This window comes from Pseudoalteromonas sp. BSi20429 (genome assembly GCF_000238895.1).
Classification (GTDB): domain Bacteria; phylum Pseudomonadota; class Gammaproteobacteria; order Enterobacterales; family Alteromonadaceae; genus Pseudoalteromonas; species Pseudoalteromonas arctica.
Genome location: NZ_BADV01000083.1, coordinates 13586 through 33938, shown reverse-complemented (window position 1 = coordinate 33938; position 20353 = coordinate 13586). Strand labels below are relative to the sequence as shown.

Sequence of the window (20353 nt, the reverse complement as noted above, 5' to 3'; positions counted from 1 at the left end):
TAAGGTTAAATAATAATAAACAAGAACAAACTAAAACGCCAGCTATTAGCTGGCGTTTTTTATGAGTGGCTTTTCAATTATAAACTTTCTAAAAAGTCTTCATCAAAATCAGCTGGCTCTTCTTTTATAGGTGGGTTGCCATCGTACAGCTCATAAATTTGACGCTGAAAGTAGATATCTTTTACAAATAAGTACGGATCAAGTGAATCATTTAATAACCCTTCTTGTGGGATTAATGATGCACGAGCTTCTACCGCTTTTAAAACAAACACTAGAATAGTTTGTGGAGTCGTTAGGGCAACTTCAGGCAATACAAAGTTGTCGACTACATCACCGGTCAGGTTACGTGCTGTTGTAGGACCCATGCCTGGTAGCATTAAATAAGCGCCATCACCCACGCCCCATACACCTAACGTTTGTCCAAAGTCTTCATCTACAATTTCAAGACCAAGTGAACTGGCAACATCAAAAATACCAAAAATACCAACCGTAGAGTTAACTAAAAAACGCGCTAAGCTCACACTTGCATTACCCGGCTTACCTTGCAAACCCGCATTAATCATATCGACAGGTGCTGTAATATTACCTGTAAAATTAACAATACCGTTTCTTACCGGTACAGGCGTTACTTCAACATAACCTACAGCAACTGGGCGCAATAAATAAGCATCCAGTACATCCATATTAAAGTCATATAATGGACGATTAATACTTTGCAGCGGATCTCTGTCATCTACTTTGCTTTGTGGTACTTGAGCACACCCGGCTAGTATCAATAAACATAAAAAAGTAAAACTGTGTTTTAACATCTAACGTCCTTAAGGTATTAATGTATCAATTTGAAGTTGGTAGTCACTTACACTTTCACGCTTTAACGACTCTGAATGACCTTCTAGCTCACCAGAACTTGGCATAACCGAGTCATCTATAGAAATACGCGCCGAAATAATAATATTTTCTGCACTAGATAAGTTAAGCCCTGCAACCATTGCACTACTATCACTCAACTCAACTGTAATTGGAAATGAATATTTAGCGAGTTTAACAGCAGCTAATGGCATTGGCGAACCACTTGCTGCTTTTGCAAATATAAACAAGATACCGTCTTTTGGCTGTTTATCTATAAGCTCTTTTGCAATGTCGACTGTAACTGCAATAGCACCCGTTGTAGTAGTAACTGGCATAACAGAGCCTTCCGTTTGCATTTGCTTCTCTATATCAGCGATACGCTCAGAGATCATGCTATAACGAGAATCATTTTTTTCCATACTCGCAAGTAAAACTTCAAATGCAGCTTTGGCTTGAGGCCAATCTTTACGTTCATAAGCAATGAGTGCTAATAACGAAATTGCATCTAAATTGGTAGGCTCAACTTTTAGTACTTTTGAGAGCATACCTGCCGCACGGGTCATATTAGCTTCGCTGCCTTCTAGTAATAAAACTTGGCTATAACTAATAAGTACCTGCATATTATCAGGATTCATACGTAGTGCTTTATCAAATGACTGCTGCGCCATGTCAAATTCATTAAGCGACATAGCAACTCGTCCAAGTAGCATCCAAGCAACTTCATCATCGCCTGAGCGGCTAAGCTTAGTACGAAGCGCCAATGCAAAAGCCTGCAGTTCATTTTGGCTAAGCGGCTCACCTTTTTGCATTACAGCACGCTCACCATAATCAGCTAAATTATCCATGGCATCATGCCAAGCCGAAATTTGCTGCTGACTACCTGTTAAACTATAAAAAACACCTGTTAGAGCAAGAACAAATGCGCCACCAGTTAAAGCAAAAATACGATTATTACCTTTGCTGTTTAGTGATTTTTCTGGTGATAACTCATTCAATAAACGGCGTTTTAATTCAATAATTGATTCTGCATGATTTACGGTATCAATACGCTGATTATCTAAATCGGTTTGTAAATCAACTAAACGCTGCTCATAAATGCTAATTAGCTCAGCGTTGGCGTTATGAGTAATTGTTTGAACGCGCTCTTTTTTTAAAAAAGGCAACATCACAAACCCAAGAGCAACCAGTGTGAGTAAAGCAAAACACGCCCACATTAAAATCATTTAACTTTGCTCCTGACGTTTATTTTGTTCAATTAGCTTCGCTAACAGCATTTCGTCGTCACTGCTCCACGTTTGTTTTACTGATGCTTTTCGCTGGCGAATAACAATAAAACCAAAGCCGACTATGACAATTAATACAGGTAATACCCAAAGTACTAAAGTCGCTGGTGTAACTGGTGGGTCGTAATGAACAAAATAGCCAAAGCGGTCAATCATGTAATCAATCACTTCGTCTTTGCTCTTACCTTCTTTAACCAATACGAGCACTTTATCACGCAAGTCTTTAGCAACAACAGCGTCAGAGTCCGCAATGTTTTGATTTTGACACTTAGGACAGCGCAGCTCTTTAGTTAGCTCTTCAAACAATATCGCTTGTTTGTTGTTATCAAATTGATAGCGATCTTGCTCTGCAAACGCACTGATGCTTACAAAAAGGCTAAGCGTAAGTAGTAACCATTTCATTATTTAAGCTCCTGCATAATTGGCGCAAATTTAGCTCGCCATACTCGCGGGTTTATATCGCCCGTGTGATGCAACAAAATAGTGCCGTTTTTATCGACTAAAAATGTTTCAGGCGCACCCGAAACACCTAAATCCAACGACAAAGTACGATGTAAATCCAAGATATTAAATTGATATGGGTCACCCGCACGTTGCAGCATATCGCTCACTTCTGTTCGAAGTGATTGCATATCAAAGGGGCCATCAAAGTCGGCGTCGTAACCTTGTACGTAATAAAGCCCAATAATTTTAACGCCTTGCTCACGTAACTTAGTTAAATAACCAAGTTCAACTAAACATGTTGGGCACCAAGTACCCCATACATTTAGTAAGTAAACTTCGCCTTTTAAAGACTCGTTAGTCCACGGCTTATTGTCTTGCATTAAATCAGGTAGATTAAATGCTGGCATTTCTTGACCTAACCGACCCGTTTGAATTTCACGAGGATTAGCAAAAAGGCCTTGGTATAAAAATACACATACAAAAGCAAATACTAAAAGCGGCGCAATAGCTAAAATTTTACGGTTCATAAAACATTCTCCGATGCAGCTCTACGCGCTGTTTTAGCTGATGTGCGGTAGCGTTTATCAAATAAAATCATAAATCCAGCTAGGGAAATAAGCACACCACCAATCCACATCCAACGAACAAACGGTTTATGATAAATGCGAAGTGACCATGCACCTTGGCTCAACTGCTCACCTAACGCTAAGTATAAATCACGTGTAAAGCCTGCATCTATGGCCGCCTCGGTCATAAACTGCATACCAATATCATACTTACGTTTTTCGGCGTGTAAGCGTGTTACTAGCTCATTGTTTTTAAGCACCGATACAACACCAGCATGACCACTGTAGTTCGGCCCGCGAATAGTTTTAACACCATCAAAACGGTATTCATACTCGTTAAGCTGAACTGTATCGCCTTGCTTCATCGATACGTCACGCTCAACTGAATACGCAGATGTAAGCGTTACACCTGCAATAACAAACGAAATACCAATATGCCCAAGCACCATAGCCCAGTAACTTACACCTAAGCGTTTTAAACCTTCTTTTAAGGTGCCATGCACAGCAGATTTAGTGTAAATGTCGATGCCAGTTGATATGGCAATCCAAACCGCAAGCGTAGTGGCTAGTAGCGTAAGTGGTTTTACTAAATCGTAACTTGAAAACAACCAAACACAGGTAATCACTACACTGGCTAATACGCCCATTAATATTTTGTTTTGTAAGAAAGCCCATTTATTTTGCTTCCAGCGTAAAAATGGCCCTATCCCCATCAAAATAGCAAATGGTACTAGAATTATTGCAAACATCTTATTAAAAAACGGTTCGCCAATAGAAATACTGCCCAAGCCCATTTCTTTATGAACCATAGGTAATAACGTACCCAGCAATACGATTAATGTAGCAACTACTAAAAATATATTATTGAGCCATAACGCCACTTCGCGTGATACAAACTTGTATCGGCCTTCACTATGTACTTGCGATACACGCAGTGCATATAACGCTAAGCCACCACCTACAACGATGCCTAAAAAGGCGAGTATAAATAAGCCTCTATCAGGGTCTGTTGCAAAAGCATGCACCGATACAATAATACCCGAACGTACAATAAAGGTGCCTAACAAGCTTAATGAAAATGCTGCGATAGCAAGTAGTACGGTCCACGATTTAAATACACCACGTTTTTCGGTTACGCTTAATGAGTGTAGTAATGCTGTTGCAACAAGCCATGGCATTAATGATGCGTTTTCGACTGGATCCCAGAACCACCAGCCGCCCCAGCCAAGCTCTGAATATGCCCACCAGCTACCAATTGTGATTCCTAGAGTTAAAAAGCCCCATGCAGTCATTGTCCACGGACGTGACCACTTAGCCCATGTGTTATCAAGCTTACCGGTTAACAACGCAGCAATAGCAAAAGAGAAGGCAACTGATAGCCCTACATAACCCATGTACAGTAATGGCGGGTGAATAATCATGCCCGGATCTTGAAGTAACGGATTTAAATCACGCCCTTCAACAGGGAAATAAGGAAGTAGGCGCTCAAACGGGCTTGAAAGTAGTAAGGTGTACATCATAAAACCCACACCTAAAAAACCAAGTACGCCCAAGACTCGGGCACGTAGCACCCAAGGTAATGATTTAGAACGCGCAGCGACAACGGCAGTCCAACCTGCTTGCATTACTAACCACAGTAAAATAGCGCCTTCATGGCCGCCCCATGTAGAGGTGATTTTGTAATACCAAGGTAGCGTACTACTTGAATGATATGCCACATACGATACGGTAAAATCATCCGTTACACTGGCGTAAATAAGTGCTGCAAAAGAGATTAAAACAAAAGCGAATTGCCCAATTGCTAAAGAGGGAGCTGCACGCATTAATCGAAGATTACCGGTATGCGCGCCCCAAAGAGGAAAAATACACAGTAAAACGCTTAGCACCATGGCAAGCGTTAAAGAAAAATAACCAATTTCTGGGATCATAGCTAATTACCACTATCTAAGTTGTATTTTGGTTTTTCGTGCTTAATACCTTTAACTGCCTCAGCAACTTCTGCTGGCATATATTCTTCGTCATGCTTTGCAAGCACTTCAAATGCTTCAATAACATTAGGTTCGATTAATACGCCCTGCGCTACAATGCCTTGCCCCTCACGAAACAAGTCTGGCAATATGCCTTGATAACGCACGGTCACTAATGGACCTGTATCAATTAGCTTAAAGCTTACTTGTAAGCTCTGTTCATTACGCTCAACCGTGCCTGGTACAACCATGCCACCAATACGTAGCTTTTGGCCAATGAATGGTTTTTCTTTATTAGGCCCCTTGCCATCAATAAGTTCGCTTGGCGTATAAAAAAGATTAATATTTTCTTGAAGTGCATAAAGCACTAAACCAATTGATCCACCAATACCAAACAGTACGGCAATAATTACCAATAGGCGCTTTTTACGTCTTGGATTCATGAGGCTTGTTCCTGTTTAGCTTTTTTAATTCGCGCTTCACGTATTATTTGTTGCTCAACTGAAGCCATAATACGTTTGGTATCTCTTAAAGAGTTCACTAAAATACCGAGTAAAATAAGAGCGCATGTACCAAAAGAAAGCCAGATATAGAACCCATAGCCTCCCATTGCAATAAAATCAGAAAAAGAGTCAAACTGCATAATTACCCCTTATTTAACAACAAACGCACCCACGGTCGGTGCTTTTCGCGTTGTAAAATTTCATTTTTAAGACGAATTAAAGTCACTGTTCCTACAAAAGCAGCAAAAGCTAAAATATTAACCATAAGTGGCCAAAACATACTTGGGTCTATTGCTTTGGTGTCTAGTTTTGTAATGCTTGCGCCTTGGTGTAGCGTATTCCACCACTCAACAGAGTAATGAATAATAGGTAAATTAATTACGCCAACAATTGCTAAAATAGAAGCTGCACGCCCTGCTGACTTCTTATCTTCAAATGCATGATAAAGCGAAAGCACGCCAAGATATAAAAATAATAAAATAAGTTCAGACGTTAAACGCGCATCCCATACCCACCAAGCACCCCACATAGGTTTACCCCATGCAGCGCCAGTAATAAGCGCAATAGCAGTAATACAAGCACCAACAGGCGCTATAGCAATAACGGCAAGTTCGGCATTTCGTAGTTGCCATACAAGTGCAACAACAGCTGCAATAGCCATTGATGAGTAAGCCCCCATAGACAAAATGGCAGAAGGAACATGAATAAAGATGATACGGTAGCTGTCTTTTTGTTGGTAATCGGCAGGTGCAAAACCAAGCCCCCATACCCATCCAACAATCATACTAACTACAGTAACTACGGCAAAATAAGGCAGTAACGTATTGCATAACTGGTATGCACGCTCTGCTTTAGCATAGGGATGTAACCACTTCCACATTAACTTACACTCACTTTTAAAGCTGACGATATGGCAATTGGTGCGCTAATAATAGCAATAAGTAACATTGCACCAAGGATGGCAAGCTGCCCACTATAATCCAGCGACATGGTGCTGGTATCGATAGCCGACGTTGCAAAAATCAAAACAGGAATATACAAAGGCAGTACGAGTAAACTCATCAAAATACCCCCTTTTTGTAATCCTACAGTAAGCCCTGCGCCTATTGCGCCAATAAAGCTCAATAGTGGAGTGCCTAATAATAATGTTAAAACAGTCGCTGTTAACGCCGTACTTTCTAGGTTTAACAACAATGCAAATAGCGGCGTCATTAATACAAGCGGTAAACCTGTTACCACCCAGTGAGCAGCCACTTTAGCAAGTACGGTTAACGATAACGGGTAAGACGATGCAATTAACTGCTCCAACGAGCCATCGTTAAAATCATCTCTAAACAGCTTATCCAAGCCCAACATGGTAGAGAGTAATGCGGCAACCCAAATAATTCCCGGTGCCATTCTCGCTAGTAAACCAGGCTCAGGCCCGATTGCTAACGGAAATAATGAAATTACAATTAAGAAGAACAAAATAGGATTTACAATTTCAGCGCGCTGGCGAAACGCAAGTTTTACATCTTTGGTAAATACCGCACTAAATAGCAACCAATAAGAATGTTGACGAGTCATTAGTGACGATACTCCAGTGTAACCGTTTGCAAGTTACTAAAATGGGTCGTTAAATCTTGGTGGGTCGTTAACAAAATAGCTCCACCGTTTAGTAAGTGCTCGGTAAATCGCTGCTGTAAAAAGGCAACACCGCTTTTATCAAGCGCGGTAAATGGCTCATCAAGTACCCATAATTTAGCATCACTTAACCAAAGTCTGGCCAAAGCTACACGTCTTTGTTGTCCAGCAGATAACATTCTAACCGGTACATCTTCAAGTCCAACAAGGCCAAGTTGCGCTAAAATGGGATACAAGTCAGGCTGGTTTATGTAGCCATTAATTTGTAACCAATGACGAACATTTTCAACTGCACTAAGCTGAGTATTTACACCTGTTTTGTGGCCTATAAAGAGTAGTTCTCTGGCATACTCTTCGTAATACTTAGATATAGGCTGTTCTTGAAATAAAACAGCTCCTTCATCAGGCACAGAAAAGCCTGCGATAATACGCAATAGCGATGTTTTACCAGCCCCATTAGGACCCGCTAATTGCATGATTTGACCGCTATTAAGGCTAAAATTAAGATCCGCAAACAAACAACGATCTTGCTTGATGCAGGTGACGGACTTAATGTGTAACAAGATGACGATTCTCTCTGCCAAAAATTAGGCGTTAGTCTACCATAATGATAGGGTAATACGAATATTGCTTTAAAATCGATTCACTTAAAATAGAGAAAACTTGATTTAAAATAATGAATACGCCAACGCAAATAACATTATCTAATTCATTGGTTATCAATCAATCGACAAACCCTCAAACCAATGAGTTATCGCAATTACCTAATGAGGTACTTGCGGCTAAAAACATTCAATTTTCGAAAGACTCGATTACGCTTGATGTATTTATTGATAAACATTGGCAAACATTAAGACTTGGCACTACAAGCGCACCTCAAAATTTACAAAAGATAGCCAGTGCTAACATACAACTTAGTCCCGATGGCAAACAGCTCAACATCACGCCAAACACTACAACCCTTACTTTAAATCAACCAGTACAATTACAGCGTTTATTAAATTATGTAAGCACGGGCACTGAGGTACAAAGCAAACCAATGGATTTACAGGTGGTTATGTCCCCTACCCCAAAATTAGTAATTGATAAACTTAACGCCAGTATTGCCATAAATAAAGACGTAGCGCAGTTACTTTTAACTGAGCAGCCTTTAAAAGTAGTTGTTAGTACGACTAACAAAGGCGCACAGCTTAATGTTATTAATCGCTTTGCAGATACAATTCATACGCAACCACTTAGCCAAACTAAACTTACTAAATTACTCGTGGCCTTATTACCTAGTGCGCAACTTCAAGCAACACCTAAACTAGCTATTTTGACTCATCCTCAAAAGTCAGGTTCGTTTACAACGCCTATTACTAATCAACAAGTTAGTGAGCTACCCAACACCCCCATTAAGGTAAATTTAATAAATCAGGCTGATAAATTACTTATTAAAACCGATACTAATAATATAAAAGTAACTCTTAATAACTCATTTTCTAAACCGTTTAACGAGTTACTTTTAGCTCAAAAAAGCAGTGTCCCTGAAATACATTTTTCTGCGTCCACTATTAAAGCAAGCCCACTGCTTACACCTGATAGCCCAATAAAGTCGTGGCTACAAAATAGCTTTAGTGATTTAAAAACGCGAATTAATGATGCAGTTAAATATTTTGAAAGTAAGCCCTTTGCAGCAGCAAATAAATCTGAGTTAATGCCGCCGTCTGGATCATCTGCGATACAAAGGCCGAGCTTAGTTATGCAATTAACAGTATCACCGTTAAATAGAGTTAACATTACTCAAAATATAAGTACTGCGTTAAATAGTAATACGAGCAATACTTTACCAGAGCACTTTTCAAGACTTCCGCCACTTGTACAATTAACTCAGCAAATAAAAGGAAGTGTTAGTGTTTGGCAATCATCTACAAATATAACAACAGCTAACACGCCAACGCCAACGCCAACGCCAAATAATATTACTCAAAATGGAGTGGCGAGCGCTAAGCCAAGTAATTTAAACGCGAGTCAATTGAGTGCTCTGAATATTAGTACTAACAGTAAAGTTGATACGTTAATTAAGCCTACAAGTGAAATTGTTACTAAAGGGCAAACAACTTCTTCAGCGCAACCAGTAATAAACGGCAACAATCAAAACAGTGTAAACCCAGCCTCGATTAAAAACATGCTCCCATTAGCAGAGCCGTTATCTAATATTGCCTCTCGTAGTCAAATGCTACAACCAATAGAAGCAAAGCTATTAAGCACACTATTAAAGCTTCCTGATACCACAATCCCTACGGATAGAGTAGCTGGTAACAAACAGCTTTTAAGTAGTCAAATTACTGACATTACAAATAGAGTAACAAAAGAAACGCCCGATTTAACTCGCTTAATTAACCAAGCATTTAATCGCATGGTCTCAAGTAATAATATTAACCCTGCGACCATACAGCGTGAAGTATTAGCCACCTTACAACCATCTCAATTAACGGGTGATATACTACAAAGTAGCTTCACTAAAGGACTTGAACAAGTTGCAGTGAGTATTTTAGCAGCCCCTATAATTAGCCAATCAGTAACACCGATAAGCTTTAATAACCAAACTGGCTTAGATGCACTTTTACAAGTACTCATACCTACTTTTAAAACAGGAAACGCGGGAGCAAAAATACTTGAGCAACTGCAGCAAGCTCAAGTTCAAGCATTGGCTAGCGAAATCGTACACGTTAAAAACACACTTACCCAAGTAAGTGTTTCAACACCAAGTCAGCAACCTGACACAAATCCGCTTGCACAATTTTTATTACCAATGAAGTTGCCGCCTGAGGCCGCCCAAACAGAAATAACACTGGGGCAATATAAAAAGCCAAGCGCAGATAAATTAGAAGATAAAAATGTATGGTTTGTCAGATTAAACTTTGATTATGCACAGATTGGGCAGTTACAGATTACCGCTGAGTTAATGGATAAATCACTCGATTGCCAGCTATTAGCCTCGAGCCAAGAAGTAAGCGCAATTGCTCACCCTCACTTAGATAATTTAAGATCCAAACTAGCTAAGCATGGTTTACAAGTTGGAGAACTCAACTTAAAGCGAGGCGATACAAATAATCAGGCATTTTATAAATCTCATGCAATTATTAATATTAAGGTTTAGTAATGAGCGATGCACCCATTAATAAGTCAGCCATTGGGCTTTTATACGAAGCTGGCAACACCCCCACAGTAAGCGTAAAAGGGTTTGGTGAGTTAGCTGACGAAATAATTGCAGCAGCAAAATTAAAAGGGATTATGATCCACGAAGATGCAGCGCTTGCTAAAACGTTGTCGCATTTAAGCTTAGGGGAAGAAATCCCTAAAGAGCTTTATTATGTAATTGCAGAGCTTATTGCGTTTTCGTATGTATTAAGAGGTCAATTTCCGCCAGGCTGGCAAGACTTTCAAGGTAAGTTAAATATTAAAGCGTGAGATTATTTATACACTTATAACTAAAAAGGCGCTAAGCGCCTTTTTGTTTATGTAGTGAAAACAGTAATTCGGCTTCTGCTCGCGGTAATTCGCATTCGCGTATCACCTCATCGAGGTCCGCACCTAACTCAACCATTTTTACTGCACGAGAGTAAATTTTAGCATCAGGGTCATCGTATTTCTGCGCAGCTTGTTGCTGTATCAAATCTTGATTTTGTTGCTCAACCTCAAGCACTCGCTTACCAATACTTAAAAGCCCTGTTCTAAGCTCTGAAATTTCACTTCGCAAAATATGAGTTTGCTCTGAGCTATCTTTAAGCTGCTGTAATACAGCATTAATTTCATTCACTTGTTTGTTTTTTAATGCAATTATTAGCGCCAGCGATATAAGTCCTACCGCTAACGCTGATATAGCTATACTAAGTAACAGCATAATTTATTTGGTAAAGCTTATATATCGCTTAACTCATCCCATTCATCATCGCTGAGTAACTTGTTTAAATCGACTAAAATCAGTAACTCATTATCACGATTACAAACGCCTTGAATAAACTTAGCACTTTCTTCAGTACCAACATTTGGTGCACTATCGATTTCAGAGCTGCGTAAATAAACGACTTCAGATACGCTGTCGGCTAAAATGCCGATAACTTGCTCTTCAGCTTCAATAATTAATATACGAGAATTATCGGTTGCATCAGCAGCTAACAAACCAAAACGTGCACGAGTATCAATAACAGTTACAACGTTACCGCGTAAGTTAATAATACCAATAACGTAAGAAGGTGCACCTGGTACAGGGGCTATCTCTGTATAACGAAGTATTTCTTGTACTTGCATTACATTTACGCCGTAGGTTTCTTCCTCTAGCTTAAACGTAACCCACTGTAAAATTTCATCATTATTATCTGCGTTTTTATTTGCTGACAGTAATTTATCTTGATTCATGCTATTACCCCGTAATGGTCATTACTACTGACGGCTATCTAAGCCTTTCTCTAATAATATATTTAAATTATCTACATCTATTAAAGCACACATTTTTTCTTTTATAACACCAGCAAGCCATGGGCGCTTACTTTTATTTGTACGCCATTTTACATCTTCTTTACTCAATGTAATGTTATTTATCAACTTTTCAGCTAATAAGCCCCACTGGCTATCACCTAAGGTAATTAAATACTGATAATCTAAAGACGCCTCTAATTTATCATCATACTTTTCTGGCATTACCCAACGAGCAGTATCAACAACATTAAGCTTTTCTTCTCTGTTGAGCATAACGCCTTTAAACCACTTTGGCTTACCAAATAAATGATTTACTTCACCTAGTTGATGTATACCGCCTAATGCTTTTAATGGCACAGCCAATGTTAAACCTGCAACTTCAAAAAATAATGCCTGAAATTCACCATCAAAATAGTCAGATTGGCTAGTGGTTATAATCTGTGGTTCTGGTTCTTCTGTAATCGTACTTATCGGCTCTATTACTTCATCGTCAATGGCTTTATTAACTTTTTCGGCTTCAAAAATAGGTTCAACTATTGGCTTAATTTCAGAATTAAGTAAGTCTTGATCAAATATTTTTTCTGCCGCTTTTATCTGTTCTTTTGGTTTTAAATGAATATGTTCTTGCTGCGAGTCATGTGGCATTTGCTCAAGTAATTTTGCGACTGGCTCAAGGTTATCTACAGGCTCGTCTTCACATAACAAAGCCCCTAGGTATTGTTTCATTACTTTTTCATTAGCAAATAATTGCTTACTCATTCATTAACCTTGTTCAATTAAATATTCTAGCAGTGCTTTATATGCGTATACACCACGCGAACGAGGACAATACTCTACAGGCACTTTTTGCGCAAAGCTTGCATCTCTAAATTTAGTATCTACCGGTATCACACCTGGCCAGACTTTATCACCATACGTACTTTGCAGTGTTTTATATGCTTCTAACGATGCTTTAGTACGTTTATCATACATAGTAGGGATTATAGTATATTGATAATCTTTCGCTTGAGAGGTTTGCATTAATTCCATAGTGCGCATCATTCTATCAAGCCCTTTCAGTGCTAAAAATTCCGTTTGCACTGGCACTAAAATTCGCTCACTTGCTGCAAGCGCATTAACCATTAACACCCCTAAAACTGGGGGGCAATCTAAAATGGCATAATCGTAATGTTCACTGATTTTTGCAAGCGCTTTTTTTAGTATTAATCCCATACCTGTTTTATTACCCATGCTTCTATCAAGCGTGGCTATCGCCATTGTTGCTGGTAAAATATCTAGGTTTTCAAGTGTTGATGGGCATAAAGCTTGAAGTATCTCTTCACTTTGCATGCTCGTGCCACGCGCAAAAATATCATATACGCTGACTTCCAAATCTTCTGAGTCAATGCCAAAGTAATAAGTGAGTGATGCATGAGGGTCTGTATCAATAAGCAACACACGCTTACCCTGCAAAGCTAAAATACCAGCAAGGCTCACTGCTGTTGTTGTTTTACCAACACCACCTTTTTGATTTGCGACAGTCCAAATCTTCACATTACATCCTAATTACTGTTCATTGCGCGTTGTTATGCGAATACCACCATGAGGCAAACGAATTATTTTTATTGTATCGTCATCTGAAGGGAGCTCAATTTCAGGCTCTTCCGCTACTGGCTTAACAGCTTGTTCATCACCTTTAATGTCTTGTATTGGCGGTAAACCATACTTAGAAAGTGCAATAACAACTTTACGATTTTCTGCTCGCCCTTGTTCTGTATCGTTACTTACAAAAGGTGAATATTGACCATAACCTTCTATCGCCATTCTGGCAGAATTAATACCTAATGCTTCCAACTCTACTAAAATAGATGTAGCTCTAGCAACCGAGAGTTCCCAATTTGAGCGAAATATTTCATTGCGAATACTTTCATCATCAGTATAGCCACGCACCCTAATATAGTTATCTACTGGAGCAATAATATCTTTAACAATTTTGACGACTTGCTTTGCCCTAGAGTGTGCAACTGAGCTACCACTTGAAAATAACATACCTGAGCTTAGCTCTATAATCAGCCAATCTTGATTAAGCTCTAAACTGGCTTCTCCATCACGAATTTCATCAATGAGCGCTGACTGCAGCTTAGCAAGTAAGCTATCGAGTGGTTTTCCTAAATATTTTTGTTGTATGTTACTTGTATCACTTTGACCGTCGAGTAATTCTGGACCTTGTTCTTCTTTTAAAATACTTTCACCATAAAGAACTTCTTGTTCAGGTGTCACTCTATCAGTCAATATTCCATTACCATTGACGCCCTCACCTTGCTGGGAGTGCTGGCGGGCAGATTTATCAAAAACGTGTTCAAGGGAGTCTGACAATATTTGAAATTGTTCTTCTTTGTTGATCGCTATCGCATACAACACCACAAAAAAAGCAAACATAATGGTCATGTAATCGGCATACGATACAAGCCAACGCTCTGTATGTTGACTTTTAGGAGCAGAGTGACGAAGTCGTCGGCGTAGCATGTTATTCGTCCACTAAATTAGGACGCTCTACACGGTAGGCTTCAAGCTTTAATTCTATATTTACTGGGCTTTCGCCAACGCTAATTGCAATCACACCTTCGGCAAGCATTTCATGGTAAAGCATTTTTTGCTCTACACGCTGTTTTAACTTATTTGCCATAGGTAAAAACAATAAATTAGCTAAACCAACACCATAAATGGTCGCGATAAATGCCGTTGCAACGCCTGCACCAAGCATTTGTGGATCGGTAATAAACGACATTGCCTGTATTAAACCAAGCACAGCACCTAAAATACCAATGGTAGGACTGTAGCCCCCCATCGCTTCATAAACACGTGCGGCTTCAAGCAAGCGATCGCGTTCTAGCAGTAAATCAATTTCAAGCGTGTCACGTAGTTTTTGCTCTGAGCAGCCATCTACAAGCAAGCTTAAACCTTTTGCTGCATATGCATCTGGGTGAGCTAGCGCTTCGTTTTCAAGCGCTAAGTAACCTTCTTGACGTGCCTTATGAGACCACCGCTTAACTTGCTCTATTGCATCTTCAATATCATATTGTGGCGCAACAAAAACCCAAGAGCTCATATTTAGCATTTTTTTAAAGGTACTTGCTGATGTTTGCAACATAACAGCACCAAGCGTGCCGCCTAATACAATAATAAGGGCAGGACCATTAAATAAAGCAGAAACAACGCCGCCTTCTAAAGAGTAACCTAGACCTATTGCACCCAGTGCTACAAATAGTCCAAATATTGAGAGTTTATCCACAACCTACCTCTCTCTTTATACGTGCTGCAACATCGCTCAATGCTAAGCTTTCACTCGAAAGCCCCGCATTAGCAATGGCTTGAGGCATTCCATAAACAACACAGCTTTTCTCATCCTGTGCCCAAATAGTTGCCCCCGTTTGCTTTAACATTCTTGCACCATCACGCCCATCAGCGCCCATGCCTGTTAAAACGATAGCAAGCACATCGCCTTGATACGTTTTTGCTGCACTGGCAAACGTTACATCTACACTCGGTTTATAACTTATTCTCTCGCTATGATCTTCAAATACGCGCAGTGTTCTATTTGCCCCACGCCCTTCCACCATCATCTGCTGTCCGCCAGGCGCTAAATAAGCAGTTCCTGGTTGTAAGCGGTCACCTTGTTGTGCTTCTTTCACTTTTATTTGGCACAAACCGTTTAAGCGCGCTGCAAACGCGGGTGTAAATGCAGCTGGCATGTGCTGAATAAGTAAAATAGGATGAGGAAAATTAGCAGGCAATTGAGTTAATATAGTTTGTAGTGCAACAGGGCCACCTGTAGAAGTGCCAATAGCCACAAGCTGGTATTGCTTTCCACTTGCTCGCATTGAGGCAACATTAGAACCTGACGGTGTCGTAGGGGCTACTCTTTGAAAGCTTCTATCGGGTTGTTTTATCGAAGGCGTTAGTGTGTTTGTTCTTTGCGAAAGTGAGCTTGTTATCGGTTTAGTTGATATTACCGGCTTAGGTGGTGTTGCAGATTTAAACGTTCGCGGTAAACGTCTTCGTCCTATATCTTTCACTTTATTTTGCAAAAGCTTTATAGCGTCTTCATTATTACGAGCGATGTCTTCAAATTTTTTCGGTAAAAAATCCATTGCTCCAGCATCTAGCGCATCAAACGTTGCTGTTGCGCCATCACGTGTTAGTGATGAAAACATTAAGATCGGGGTTGGATTACTCGCCATTATCTCTTTAACTGCGCTAATACCATCAAGCACAGGCATTTCGACATCCATAGTGATCATATCTGGACGTAGCTGAGCTGCTTTTTCAACAGCTTCTCTGCCATTCACAGCAAAGCCTATAACTTGTATATCGCTATCTTGCTCAAGAATTTCGCTTACTCTGCGGCGAAAAAAGCTTGAATCATCAACAACTAAAACTTTAACGGCCATTTAGCTCTCTTATTAAATTTATGCGTAGGTATATATTAAATATATACCTACTTTATTATTAGCCTGCGTAATGTTTTAACATGTTTGGAACGTCTAAAATCAGTGCAATGCCACCATCCGAAGTTATTGTAGCACCTGCCATACCTGGTGTTCCTTGAAGTAACGCATCAAGCGGCTTAATCACAACTTCTTCTTGGCCAATTAATGAGTCAACAACAAAACCAATTTGCTGCGTACCAATTTGCACAATAACTACATGGCCTTTTGCTTTTCGCTGTGAACGATCTGAGCCTTTAACTAACCAGTGCTCGAGGTAGAATAATGGTATTGCCTTTTTACGCACAATAATTGTTAATTGCCCATCAACCACATTTGTTTTCGTTAAATCTAAGTTGAATATTTCACTAACACCTGCAAGTGGTAACGCAAATGTTTGTGCGCCAACAATTACCATTAAGGTCGGTAATATAGCTAAGGTAAGTGGTACTTTTATCTCTAAAATGGTACCTACGCCTAACTCAGATTGAATACTTACAGAGCCGTTTAATTGGGTGATTTTAGTTTTCACCACATCCATTCCAACACCACGACCTGAAATATCAGATATCTCTTCTTTTGTAGAAAAGCCAGGTGCAAAAATGAGGTTGTATGCTTCAGTGTCAGAAAGTCGACTCGCTTGATCGTGATCGAGTACGCCTTTACTAATTGCTATTTTTTTCAGTTTCTCAGCATCCATACCAGCGCCATCATCTTTAATGGTCAACAAAATATGGTCGCCTTCCTGAGACGCTGATAAAGTAACATTACCTGTTCTAGGCTTACCGGCAGCCTCACGAACAGCTGGCATTTCAATACCGTGGTCAACTGAGTTTCGAACTAAATGCACAAGCGGATCAGCTAGTGCTTCCACTAAGTTTTTATCTAAATCGGTTTCTTCACCTACAAGTTGTAAGTCAATGTCTTTGTTTAAGCTGCGTGCTAAATCGCGTACTACGCGAGGGAAACGACCAAATACCTTTTTAATTGGTTGCATTCGTGTTTGCATAACCGCGCCTTGAATATCAGCAGTCACTACATCTAAGTTAGAGATTGCTTTACCCATTGCCTCACTGTCTGAGTTGGTCGCTAAACTAACCAAACGATTTCGCACAAGTACTAACTCACCAACCATATTCATAATTTGGTCAAGTCGTTTTGTATCTACGCGAACTGTCGTCTCTGCTGCTGGTGGCGCTGATTTTTTAGGCGTTGCTGGCGCTGCTTTAGCAACCGGTTTTTCTACCGGTTTAGAAACGGGTGCTTTTACAGGTTCTGGTTTTTTTACAGGCACACTCGCTTTTGCAGCTGGTTTAGCTGGAATATTGGGCTGTTTCACAGCAGGAGTGCTTTCTATTGATTTAGGTGCAGTGCCTTTACCATGAAGTTCATCAAGAAGCGCTTCAAATTCATCATCACTAATTTCATCATCTGATGAATTAGCAGTATTTGACGCTGGTTTAGCTGGTTCTACAGGTGCTTTAACTGCACTACTTTGCTCAGGTGCTTTACTCGCAACCTCACCAAAACTGCCAACTCCATGTAACTCGTCTAATAAGCTGTCAAATTCATCATCAGTAATATCACCATTAAAATCACTACTACTTGCTACTGGCTTTTCAACTGCAGGACCTTGTCCTTTACCGTGTAGTTCATCAAGTAAGTTTTCAAATTCATCTTCAGTGATTTCGTTTATTTCAGCGTCACTAACCGAAGGAGTTCCGCTAAACATTTCATCAAATGCAAATGGATCTTCCTCATCAGCTATTGGCGTATCAACTACTTCATCAAGAGGTTGTTCAACGTCAGTTTCTGAAGCGACTCCGTTAAGCTCGGCTTCTGTTGGAGGTAGGCCCAAAATATGGAGGGTTTGAAGTAACTCAGGATCTGCTGGTTCCGGCTTATCCCTATTTTGGATAGTCGCGAACATTTCATTAATGGTGTCGAGCGCTTGTAAAATAACATCCATTAACTCTGAATTGACCGTTCGCACGCCTTGACGTAGTAAATCAAATACGTTTTCAGCGCCGTGGCAAGCATCAACAAGTTCTGTCATAGCTAAAAAGCCTGCACCACCTTTTACAGTGTGAAAGCCTCTAAATATGGCATTTAGTAACTCGGTATCTTCTGGATTATTTTCCAGTTCAACTAACTGTTCAGATAAAAGCTCTAGGATTTCTCCTGCCTCTACAAGAAAGTCTTGTAAAATATCTTCATCGACTTCAAACATGCAGTTACTCTCCTCTTAGAAGCCCAAACTTGATAAAAGATCATCGACTTCATCTTGATCAGACACAACATCATTACGCGATTCTTTATCAATAATAGGGCCTTCAGGACCTGCTAAAGTTTGTGTGGCAACTGGTTCTTTTATTTTTTGTTGTTCTACTTTATTCGCTGTGTTGTCACTGTCATCTTGTTCAGCAAACGCTGTTAAAAGATGAAGTAAGCTTTCTTCTACTTCTCTAACAAGTTCTATAACACGGCGAATAACTTGACCTGTTAAGTCTTGATAGTCTTGAGCCATTAGTACATTTGTCATTAAGCTTTGAAGCTCATCCGTTTTATGATGAGAGTTATTCATAAACTTATCGATACTATGGCAAAGTTGTTTAAACTCACCAAGCTCAATCTCCCGACTCATTAAACGATCCCATGTCGGTTTGATATGAGATATTTCATCTGCAAGTTGCTGTGCTATAGGTAAACTAGCCTCAACAGCATCCATTGTTTTATTAGCCGCATTTTCTGTCATTTCTATAACATAATTAAGCCGCTTTTTAGCATCTGGAATCGCATCTGTCGTTATGTTAGTTAAGCGAGTATCAAGCTCAAAGCTTTTAAGTGCTTCGTGCAGTTGACGAGTCAACTTCCCAACTTCAGCAAATAATTTAGACTGCTCTTGCGAAGCTGTCTCTAAAATCAACTGATTAGCTTTATCTTGCTCATCGTTTTCTAAATAAATGACGAGTTGACGAGCTTGTTCTAACGTTATTTGAGGCGCAGCTGGTGCTGACATAAGCCTCTCCCCCATCATTAGCCTAAGCGTTCAAATACTTTTTCTAATTTAGTTTTTAATGTTCCAGCCGTAAATGGCTTAACAATATAACCATTAACGCCAGCTTGCGCTGCAGCTATTATTTGTTCTTTTTTAGCTTCTGCCGTTACCATCAGTACAGGGATATGTTTTAACTTATCATCTGCACGAATTGCTCTTAGAAGGTCAATACCTTGCATTCCCGGCATATTCCAATCTGTAACCACAAAATCAAATACTTGATTTTGTAACATAGGCAAAGCTGTAGACCCGTCATCAGCTTCTTGAACATTAGTGAAACCTAAGTCACGTAATAGGTTTTTTATAATTCGTCTCATCGTTGAAAAATCATCAACTACAAGAATTTTCATGTTTTTATCCAAAACATCCCCCAGTGAGGTATTAACCTTAGTTTACTTACTACTAGTTTATCCAGTCATTGATTTTAGCTTTAAGCTTAATCATCGCCTGACCATGTATCTGACTTACACGCGATTCGCTTACATCGAGTATATGTCCTATTTCTTTTAAATTCATTTCATCGTTATAGTATAAAGAAAGTACCATTGCATCACGCTCTGGTAATGACTTTATTGCATTTAGTAAAGACTCATTAAACCGATCATTTTTAACATTATTAAAAGGTTTGTCTAGCGCTAAATCTTGGCCTACGGGAGTGATAACATCCTCATCTACACCAAGGTCTTCTATGCCTAATACTTTACTGGTATTAACATCATTTAAAATATGATGATACTCATTGAGTGAAATTTCAAGTTTTTCAGCAACTTCTGTATCAGTTGGTTCGCGATTCAGACTGCTTTCGAGCCCAGTAATTGCTTCTGCAACTTGTCGGCTTTTACGGTGTACTGAACGAGGAGCCCAATCACCACGACGCATTTCATCAAGCATAGCCCCGCGAATACGAATACCGGCGAAGGTTTCAAAGCTTGCGCCTTTTGTTGCATCAAAGTTTTTTGAAGCTTCTATTAAACCTATCATTCCTGATTGAATTAAATCATCAAGCTGAACGCTAGGTGGTAATCGAGCAATTAGATGACATGCCACTTTTTTAACAAGTGATGCATGTTTCTCAACAATCACATTTAAGTTTTGTGTTGATTGATATCCCATAGCTCTATTCACCAATGTTG

General features: G+C 39.7%; 23 protein-coding genes. 2 read left to right on the top strand and 21 right to left on the bottom strand.

What is annotated here, in order from left to right:
• Positions 1 to 77 precede the first annotated feature (77 nt).
• The 10 genes from P20429_RS03720 to ccmA are packed head-to-tail and all read right to left on the bottom strand — an operon-like array spanning position 78 to position 7798.
• Entirely contained in the window at positions 78 to 809 is a 732-nt protein-coding gene (locus P20429_RS03720; RefSeq protein WP_007585858.1) for a VacJ family lipoprotein, read from the bottom strand.
• Positions 810 to 818: 9 nt separating this feature from the next.
• Positions 819 to 2072: a c-type cytochrome biogenesis protein CcmI gene (gene ccmI / locus P20429_RS03725; RefSeq protein WP_007585857.1), complete on the bottom strand. Its 1254-nt coding sequence runs from the start codon at positions 2070 to 2072 to the stop codon at positions 819 to 821.
• Positions 2073 to 2534, bottom strand: coding sequence for a cytochrome c-type biogenesis protein (locus P20429_RS03730; protein WP_007585854.1), 462 nt, complete (start codon positions 2532 to 2534; stop codon positions 2073 to 2075).
• A complete protein-coding gene (locus P20429_RS03735; RefSeq protein WP_007585852.1) occupies positions 2534 to 3103 on the bottom strand; it encodes a redoxin family protein in 570 nt (189 codons plus the stop codon). The genes P20429_RS03730 and P20429_RS03735 overlap by 1 nt, the downstream gene beginning before the upstream one ends.
• Entirely contained in the window at positions 3100 to 5070 is a 1971-nt protein-coding gene (locus P20429_RS03740; RefSeq protein WP_007585850.1) for a heme lyase CcmF/NrfE family subunit, read from the bottom strand. The genes P20429_RS03735 and P20429_RS03740 overlap by 4 nt, the downstream gene beginning before the upstream one ends.
• Before the next feature lie 2 nt (positions 5071 to 5072).
• Positions 5073 to 5552, bottom strand: a complete 480-nt coding sequence (ccmE, locus tag P20429_RS03745) for a cytochrome c maturation protein CcmE (RefSeq protein WP_007585848.1) — start codon at positions 5550 to 5552, stop codon at positions 5073 to 5075.
• Positions 5549 to 5752 (bottom strand): heme exporter protein CcmD, encoded by a 204-nt coding sequence (gene ccmD, locus P20429_RS03750; RefSeq protein ID WP_007585846.1) that lies wholly within the window; start codon positions 5750 to 5752, stop codon positions 5549 to 5551. The genes ccmE and ccmD overlap by 4 nt, the downstream gene beginning before the upstream one ends.
• 2 nt (positions 5753 to 5754) lie before the next feature.
• The gene (locus tag P20429_RS03755; RefSeq protein ID WP_007585844.1) at positions 5755 to 6492 is read right to left on the bottom strand and encodes a heme ABC transporter permease; all 738 of its coding nucleotides are present in this window, start codon (positions 6490 to 6492) and stop codon (positions 5755 to 5757) included.
• On the bottom strand, positions 6492 to 7178 hold the full coding sequence (gene ccmB, locus P20429_RS03760) for a heme exporter protein CcmB (RefSeq protein WP_002959286.1): 687 nt from the start codon (positions 7176 to 7178) through the stop codon (positions 6492 to 6494). The genes P20429_RS03755 and ccmB overlap by 1 nt, the downstream gene beginning before the upstream one ends.
• Positions 7178 to 7798, bottom strand: a complete 621-nt coding sequence (gene ccmA / locus P20429_RS03765; protein ID WP_085999480.1) for a cytochrome c biogenesis heme-transporting ATPase CcmA — start codon at positions 7796 to 7798, stop codon at positions 7178 to 7180. Before ccmA ends, ccmB begins: the two co-directional genes overlap by 1 nt.
• A gap of 113 nt (positions 7799 to 7911) precedes the next feature.
• Here ccmA and P20429_RS03770 point away from each other — a divergent pair, with 113 nt between their 5' ends.
• Positions 7912 to 10377, top strand: a complete 2466-nt coding sequence (locus P20429_RS03770; RefSeq protein WP_007585833.1) for a flagellar hook-length control protein FliK — start codon at positions 7912 to 7914, stop codon at positions 10375 to 10377.
• 2 nt (positions 10378 to 10379) lie between these two features.
• Positions 10380 to 10688 (top strand): EscU/YscU/HrcU family type III secretion system export apparatus switch protein, encoded by a 309-nt coding sequence (locus P20429_RS03775; protein ID WP_007585831.1) that lies wholly within the window; start codon positions 10380 to 10382, stop codon positions 10686 to 10688.
• A 31-nt stretch (positions 10689 to 10719) separates the two neighbouring features.
• Here P20429_RS03775 and P20429_RS03780 read toward each other — a convergent pair whose 3' ends face one another.
• The 11 genes from P20429_RS03780 to P20429_RS03830 are packed head-to-tail and all read right to left on the bottom strand — an operon-like array spanning position 10720 to position 20333.
• Entirely contained in the window at positions 10720 to 11121 is a 402-nt protein-coding gene (locus P20429_RS03780; protein ID WP_007585829.1) for a DUF2802 domain-containing protein, read from the bottom strand.
• Positions 11122 to 11138: 17 nt separating this feature from the next.
• Complete coding sequence (locus P20429_RS03785; protein WP_002959294.1) at positions 11139 to 11636, bottom strand: chemotaxis protein CheW; 498 nt, start codon at positions 11634 to 11636, stop codon at positions 11139 to 11141.
• A 24-nt stretch (positions 11637 to 11660) separates the two neighbouring features.
• Positions 11661 to 12455: a chemotaxis protein CheW gene (locus P20429_RS03790; protein WP_007585828.1), complete on the bottom strand. Its 795-nt coding sequence runs from the start codon at positions 12453 to 12455 to the stop codon at positions 11661 to 11663.
• A 3-nt stretch (positions 12456 to 12458) separates the two neighbouring features.
• A complete protein-coding gene (locus tag P20429_RS03795) occupies positions 12459 to 13229 on the bottom strand; it encodes a ParA family protein (RefSeq protein WP_007585827.1) in 771 nt (256 codons plus the stop codon).
• 12 nt (positions 13230 to 13241) lie between these two features.
• Positions 13242 to 14201, bottom strand: coding sequence for a flagellar motor protein MotB (locus P20429_RS03800; RefSeq protein WP_007585826.1), 960 nt, complete (start codon positions 14199 to 14201; stop codon positions 13242 to 13244).
• Position 14202: 1 nt separating this feature from the next.
• The gene (locus P20429_RS03805) at positions 14203 to 14967 is read right to left on the bottom strand and encodes a flagellar motor protein (protein WP_007585825.1); all 765 of its coding nucleotides are present in this window, start codon (positions 14965 to 14967) and stop codon (positions 14203 to 14205) included.
• Positions 14960 to 16126 (bottom strand): chemotaxis response regulator protein-glutamate methylesterase, encoded by a 1167-nt coding sequence (locus tag P20429_RS03810; RefSeq protein WP_007585824.1) that lies wholly within the window; start codon positions 16124 to 16126, stop codon positions 14960 to 14962. Before P20429_RS03810 ends, P20429_RS03805 begins: the two co-directional genes overlap by 8 nt.
• A 58-nt stretch (positions 16127 to 16184) precedes the next feature.
• Entirely contained in the window at positions 16185 to 18392 is a 2208-nt protein-coding gene (locus tag P20429_RS03815) for a chemotaxis protein CheA (protein WP_007585817.1), read from the bottom strand.
• A gap of 15 nt (positions 18393 to 18407) precedes the next feature.
• A complete protein-coding gene (locus tag P20429_RS03820) occupies positions 18408 to 19181 on the bottom strand; it encodes a protein phosphatase CheZ (RefSeq protein WP_007585814.1) in 774 nt (257 codons plus the stop codon).
• A 17-nt stretch (positions 19182 to 19198) separates the two neighbouring features.
• Positions 19199 to 19582 (bottom strand): chemotaxis response regulator CheY, encoded by a 384-nt coding sequence (gene cheY / locus P20429_RS03825; protein WP_008132609.1) that lies wholly within the window; start codon positions 19580 to 19582, stop codon positions 19199 to 19201.
• A 40-nt stretch (positions 19583 to 19622) separates the two neighbouring features.
• Positions 19623 to 20333, bottom strand: a complete 711-nt coding sequence (locus P20429_RS03830) for an RNA polymerase sigma factor FliA (protein ID WP_007585810.1) — start codon at positions 20331 to 20333, stop codon at positions 19623 to 19625.
• Positions 20334 to 20353 lie beyond the last annotated feature (20 nt).

Excerpts from the sequence above, each read along its gene's own strand:
- P20429_RS03770 (WP_007585833.1), top strand. The coding sequence starts at position 7,912 with ATGAATACGCCAACGCAAATAACATTATCTAATTCATTGGTTATCAAT.
- P20429_RS03830 (WP_007585810.1), bottom strand. The coding sequence starts at position 20,333 with ATGGGATATCAATCAACACAAAACTTAAATGTGATTGTTGAGAAACAT.
- P20429_RS03735 (WP_007585852.1), bottom strand. The coding sequence starts at position 3,103 with ATGAACCGTAAAATTTTAGCTATTGCGCCGCTTTTAGTATTTGCTTTT.
- P20429_RS03790 (WP_007585828.1), bottom strand. The coding sequence starts at position 12,455 with ATGAGTAAGCAATTATTTGCTAATGAAAAAGTAATGAAACAATACCTA.
- ccmD (WP_007585846.1), bottom strand. The coding sequence starts at position 5,752 with ATGCAGTTTGACTCTTTTTCTGATTTTATTGCAATGGGAGGCTATGGG.
- ccmB (WP_002959286.1), bottom strand. The coding sequence starts at position 7,178 with ATGACTCGTCAACATTCTTATTGGTTGCTATTTAGTGCGGTATTTACC.
- P20429_RS03810 (WP_007585824.1), bottom strand. The coding sequence starts at position 16,126 with ATGGCCGTTAAAGTTTTAGTTGTTGATGATTCAAGCTTTTTTCGCCGC.
- P20429_RS03815 (WP_007585817.1), bottom strand. The coding sequence starts at position 18,392 with ATGTTTGAAGTCGATGAAGATATTTTACAAGACTTTCTTGTAGAGGCA.
- P20429_RS03720 (WP_007585858.1), bottom strand. The coding sequence starts at position 809 with ATGTTAAAACACAGTTTTACTTTTTTATGTTTATTGATACTAGCCGGG.
- P20429_RS03740 (WP_007585850.1), bottom strand. The coding sequence starts at position 5,070 with ATGATCCCAGAAATTGGTTATTTTTCTTTAACGCTTGCCATGGTGCTA.
- P20429_RS03755 (WP_007585844.1), bottom strand. The coding sequence starts at position 6,492 with ATGTGGAAGTGGTTACATCCCTATGCTAAAGCAGAGCGTGCATACCAG.
- ccmE (WP_007585848.1), bottom strand. The coding sequence starts at position 5,552 with ATGAATCCAAGACGTAAAAAGCGCCTATTGGTAATTATTGCCGTACTG.
- ccmI (WP_007585857.1), bottom strand. The coding sequence starts at position 2,072 with ATGATTTTAATGTGGGCGTGTTTTGCTTTACTCACACTGGTTGCTCTT.
- P20429_RS03780 (WP_007585829.1), bottom strand. The coding sequence starts at position 11,121 with ATGCTGTTACTTAGTATAGCTATATCAGCGTTAGCGGTAGGACTTATA.
- P20429_RS03775 (WP_007585831.1), top strand. The coding sequence starts at position 10,380 with ATGAGCGATGCACCCATTAATAAGTCAGCCATTGGGCTTTTATACGAA.
- P20429_RS03800 (WP_007585826.1), bottom strand. The coding sequence starts at position 14,201 with ATGCTACGCCGACGACTTCGTCACTCTGCTCCTAAAAGTCAACATACA.
- P20429_RS03785 (WP_002959294.1), bottom strand. The coding sequence starts at position 11,636 with ATGAATCAAGATAAATTACTGTCAGCAAATAAAAACGCAGATAATAAT.
- P20429_RS03730 (WP_007585854.1), bottom strand. The coding sequence starts at position 2,534 with ATGAAATGGTTACTACTTACGCTTAGCCTTTTTGTAAGCATCAGTGCG.
- P20429_RS03820 (WP_007585814.1), bottom strand. The coding sequence starts at position 19,181 with ATGTCAGCACCAGCTGCGCCTCAAATAACGTTAGAACAAGCTCGTCAA.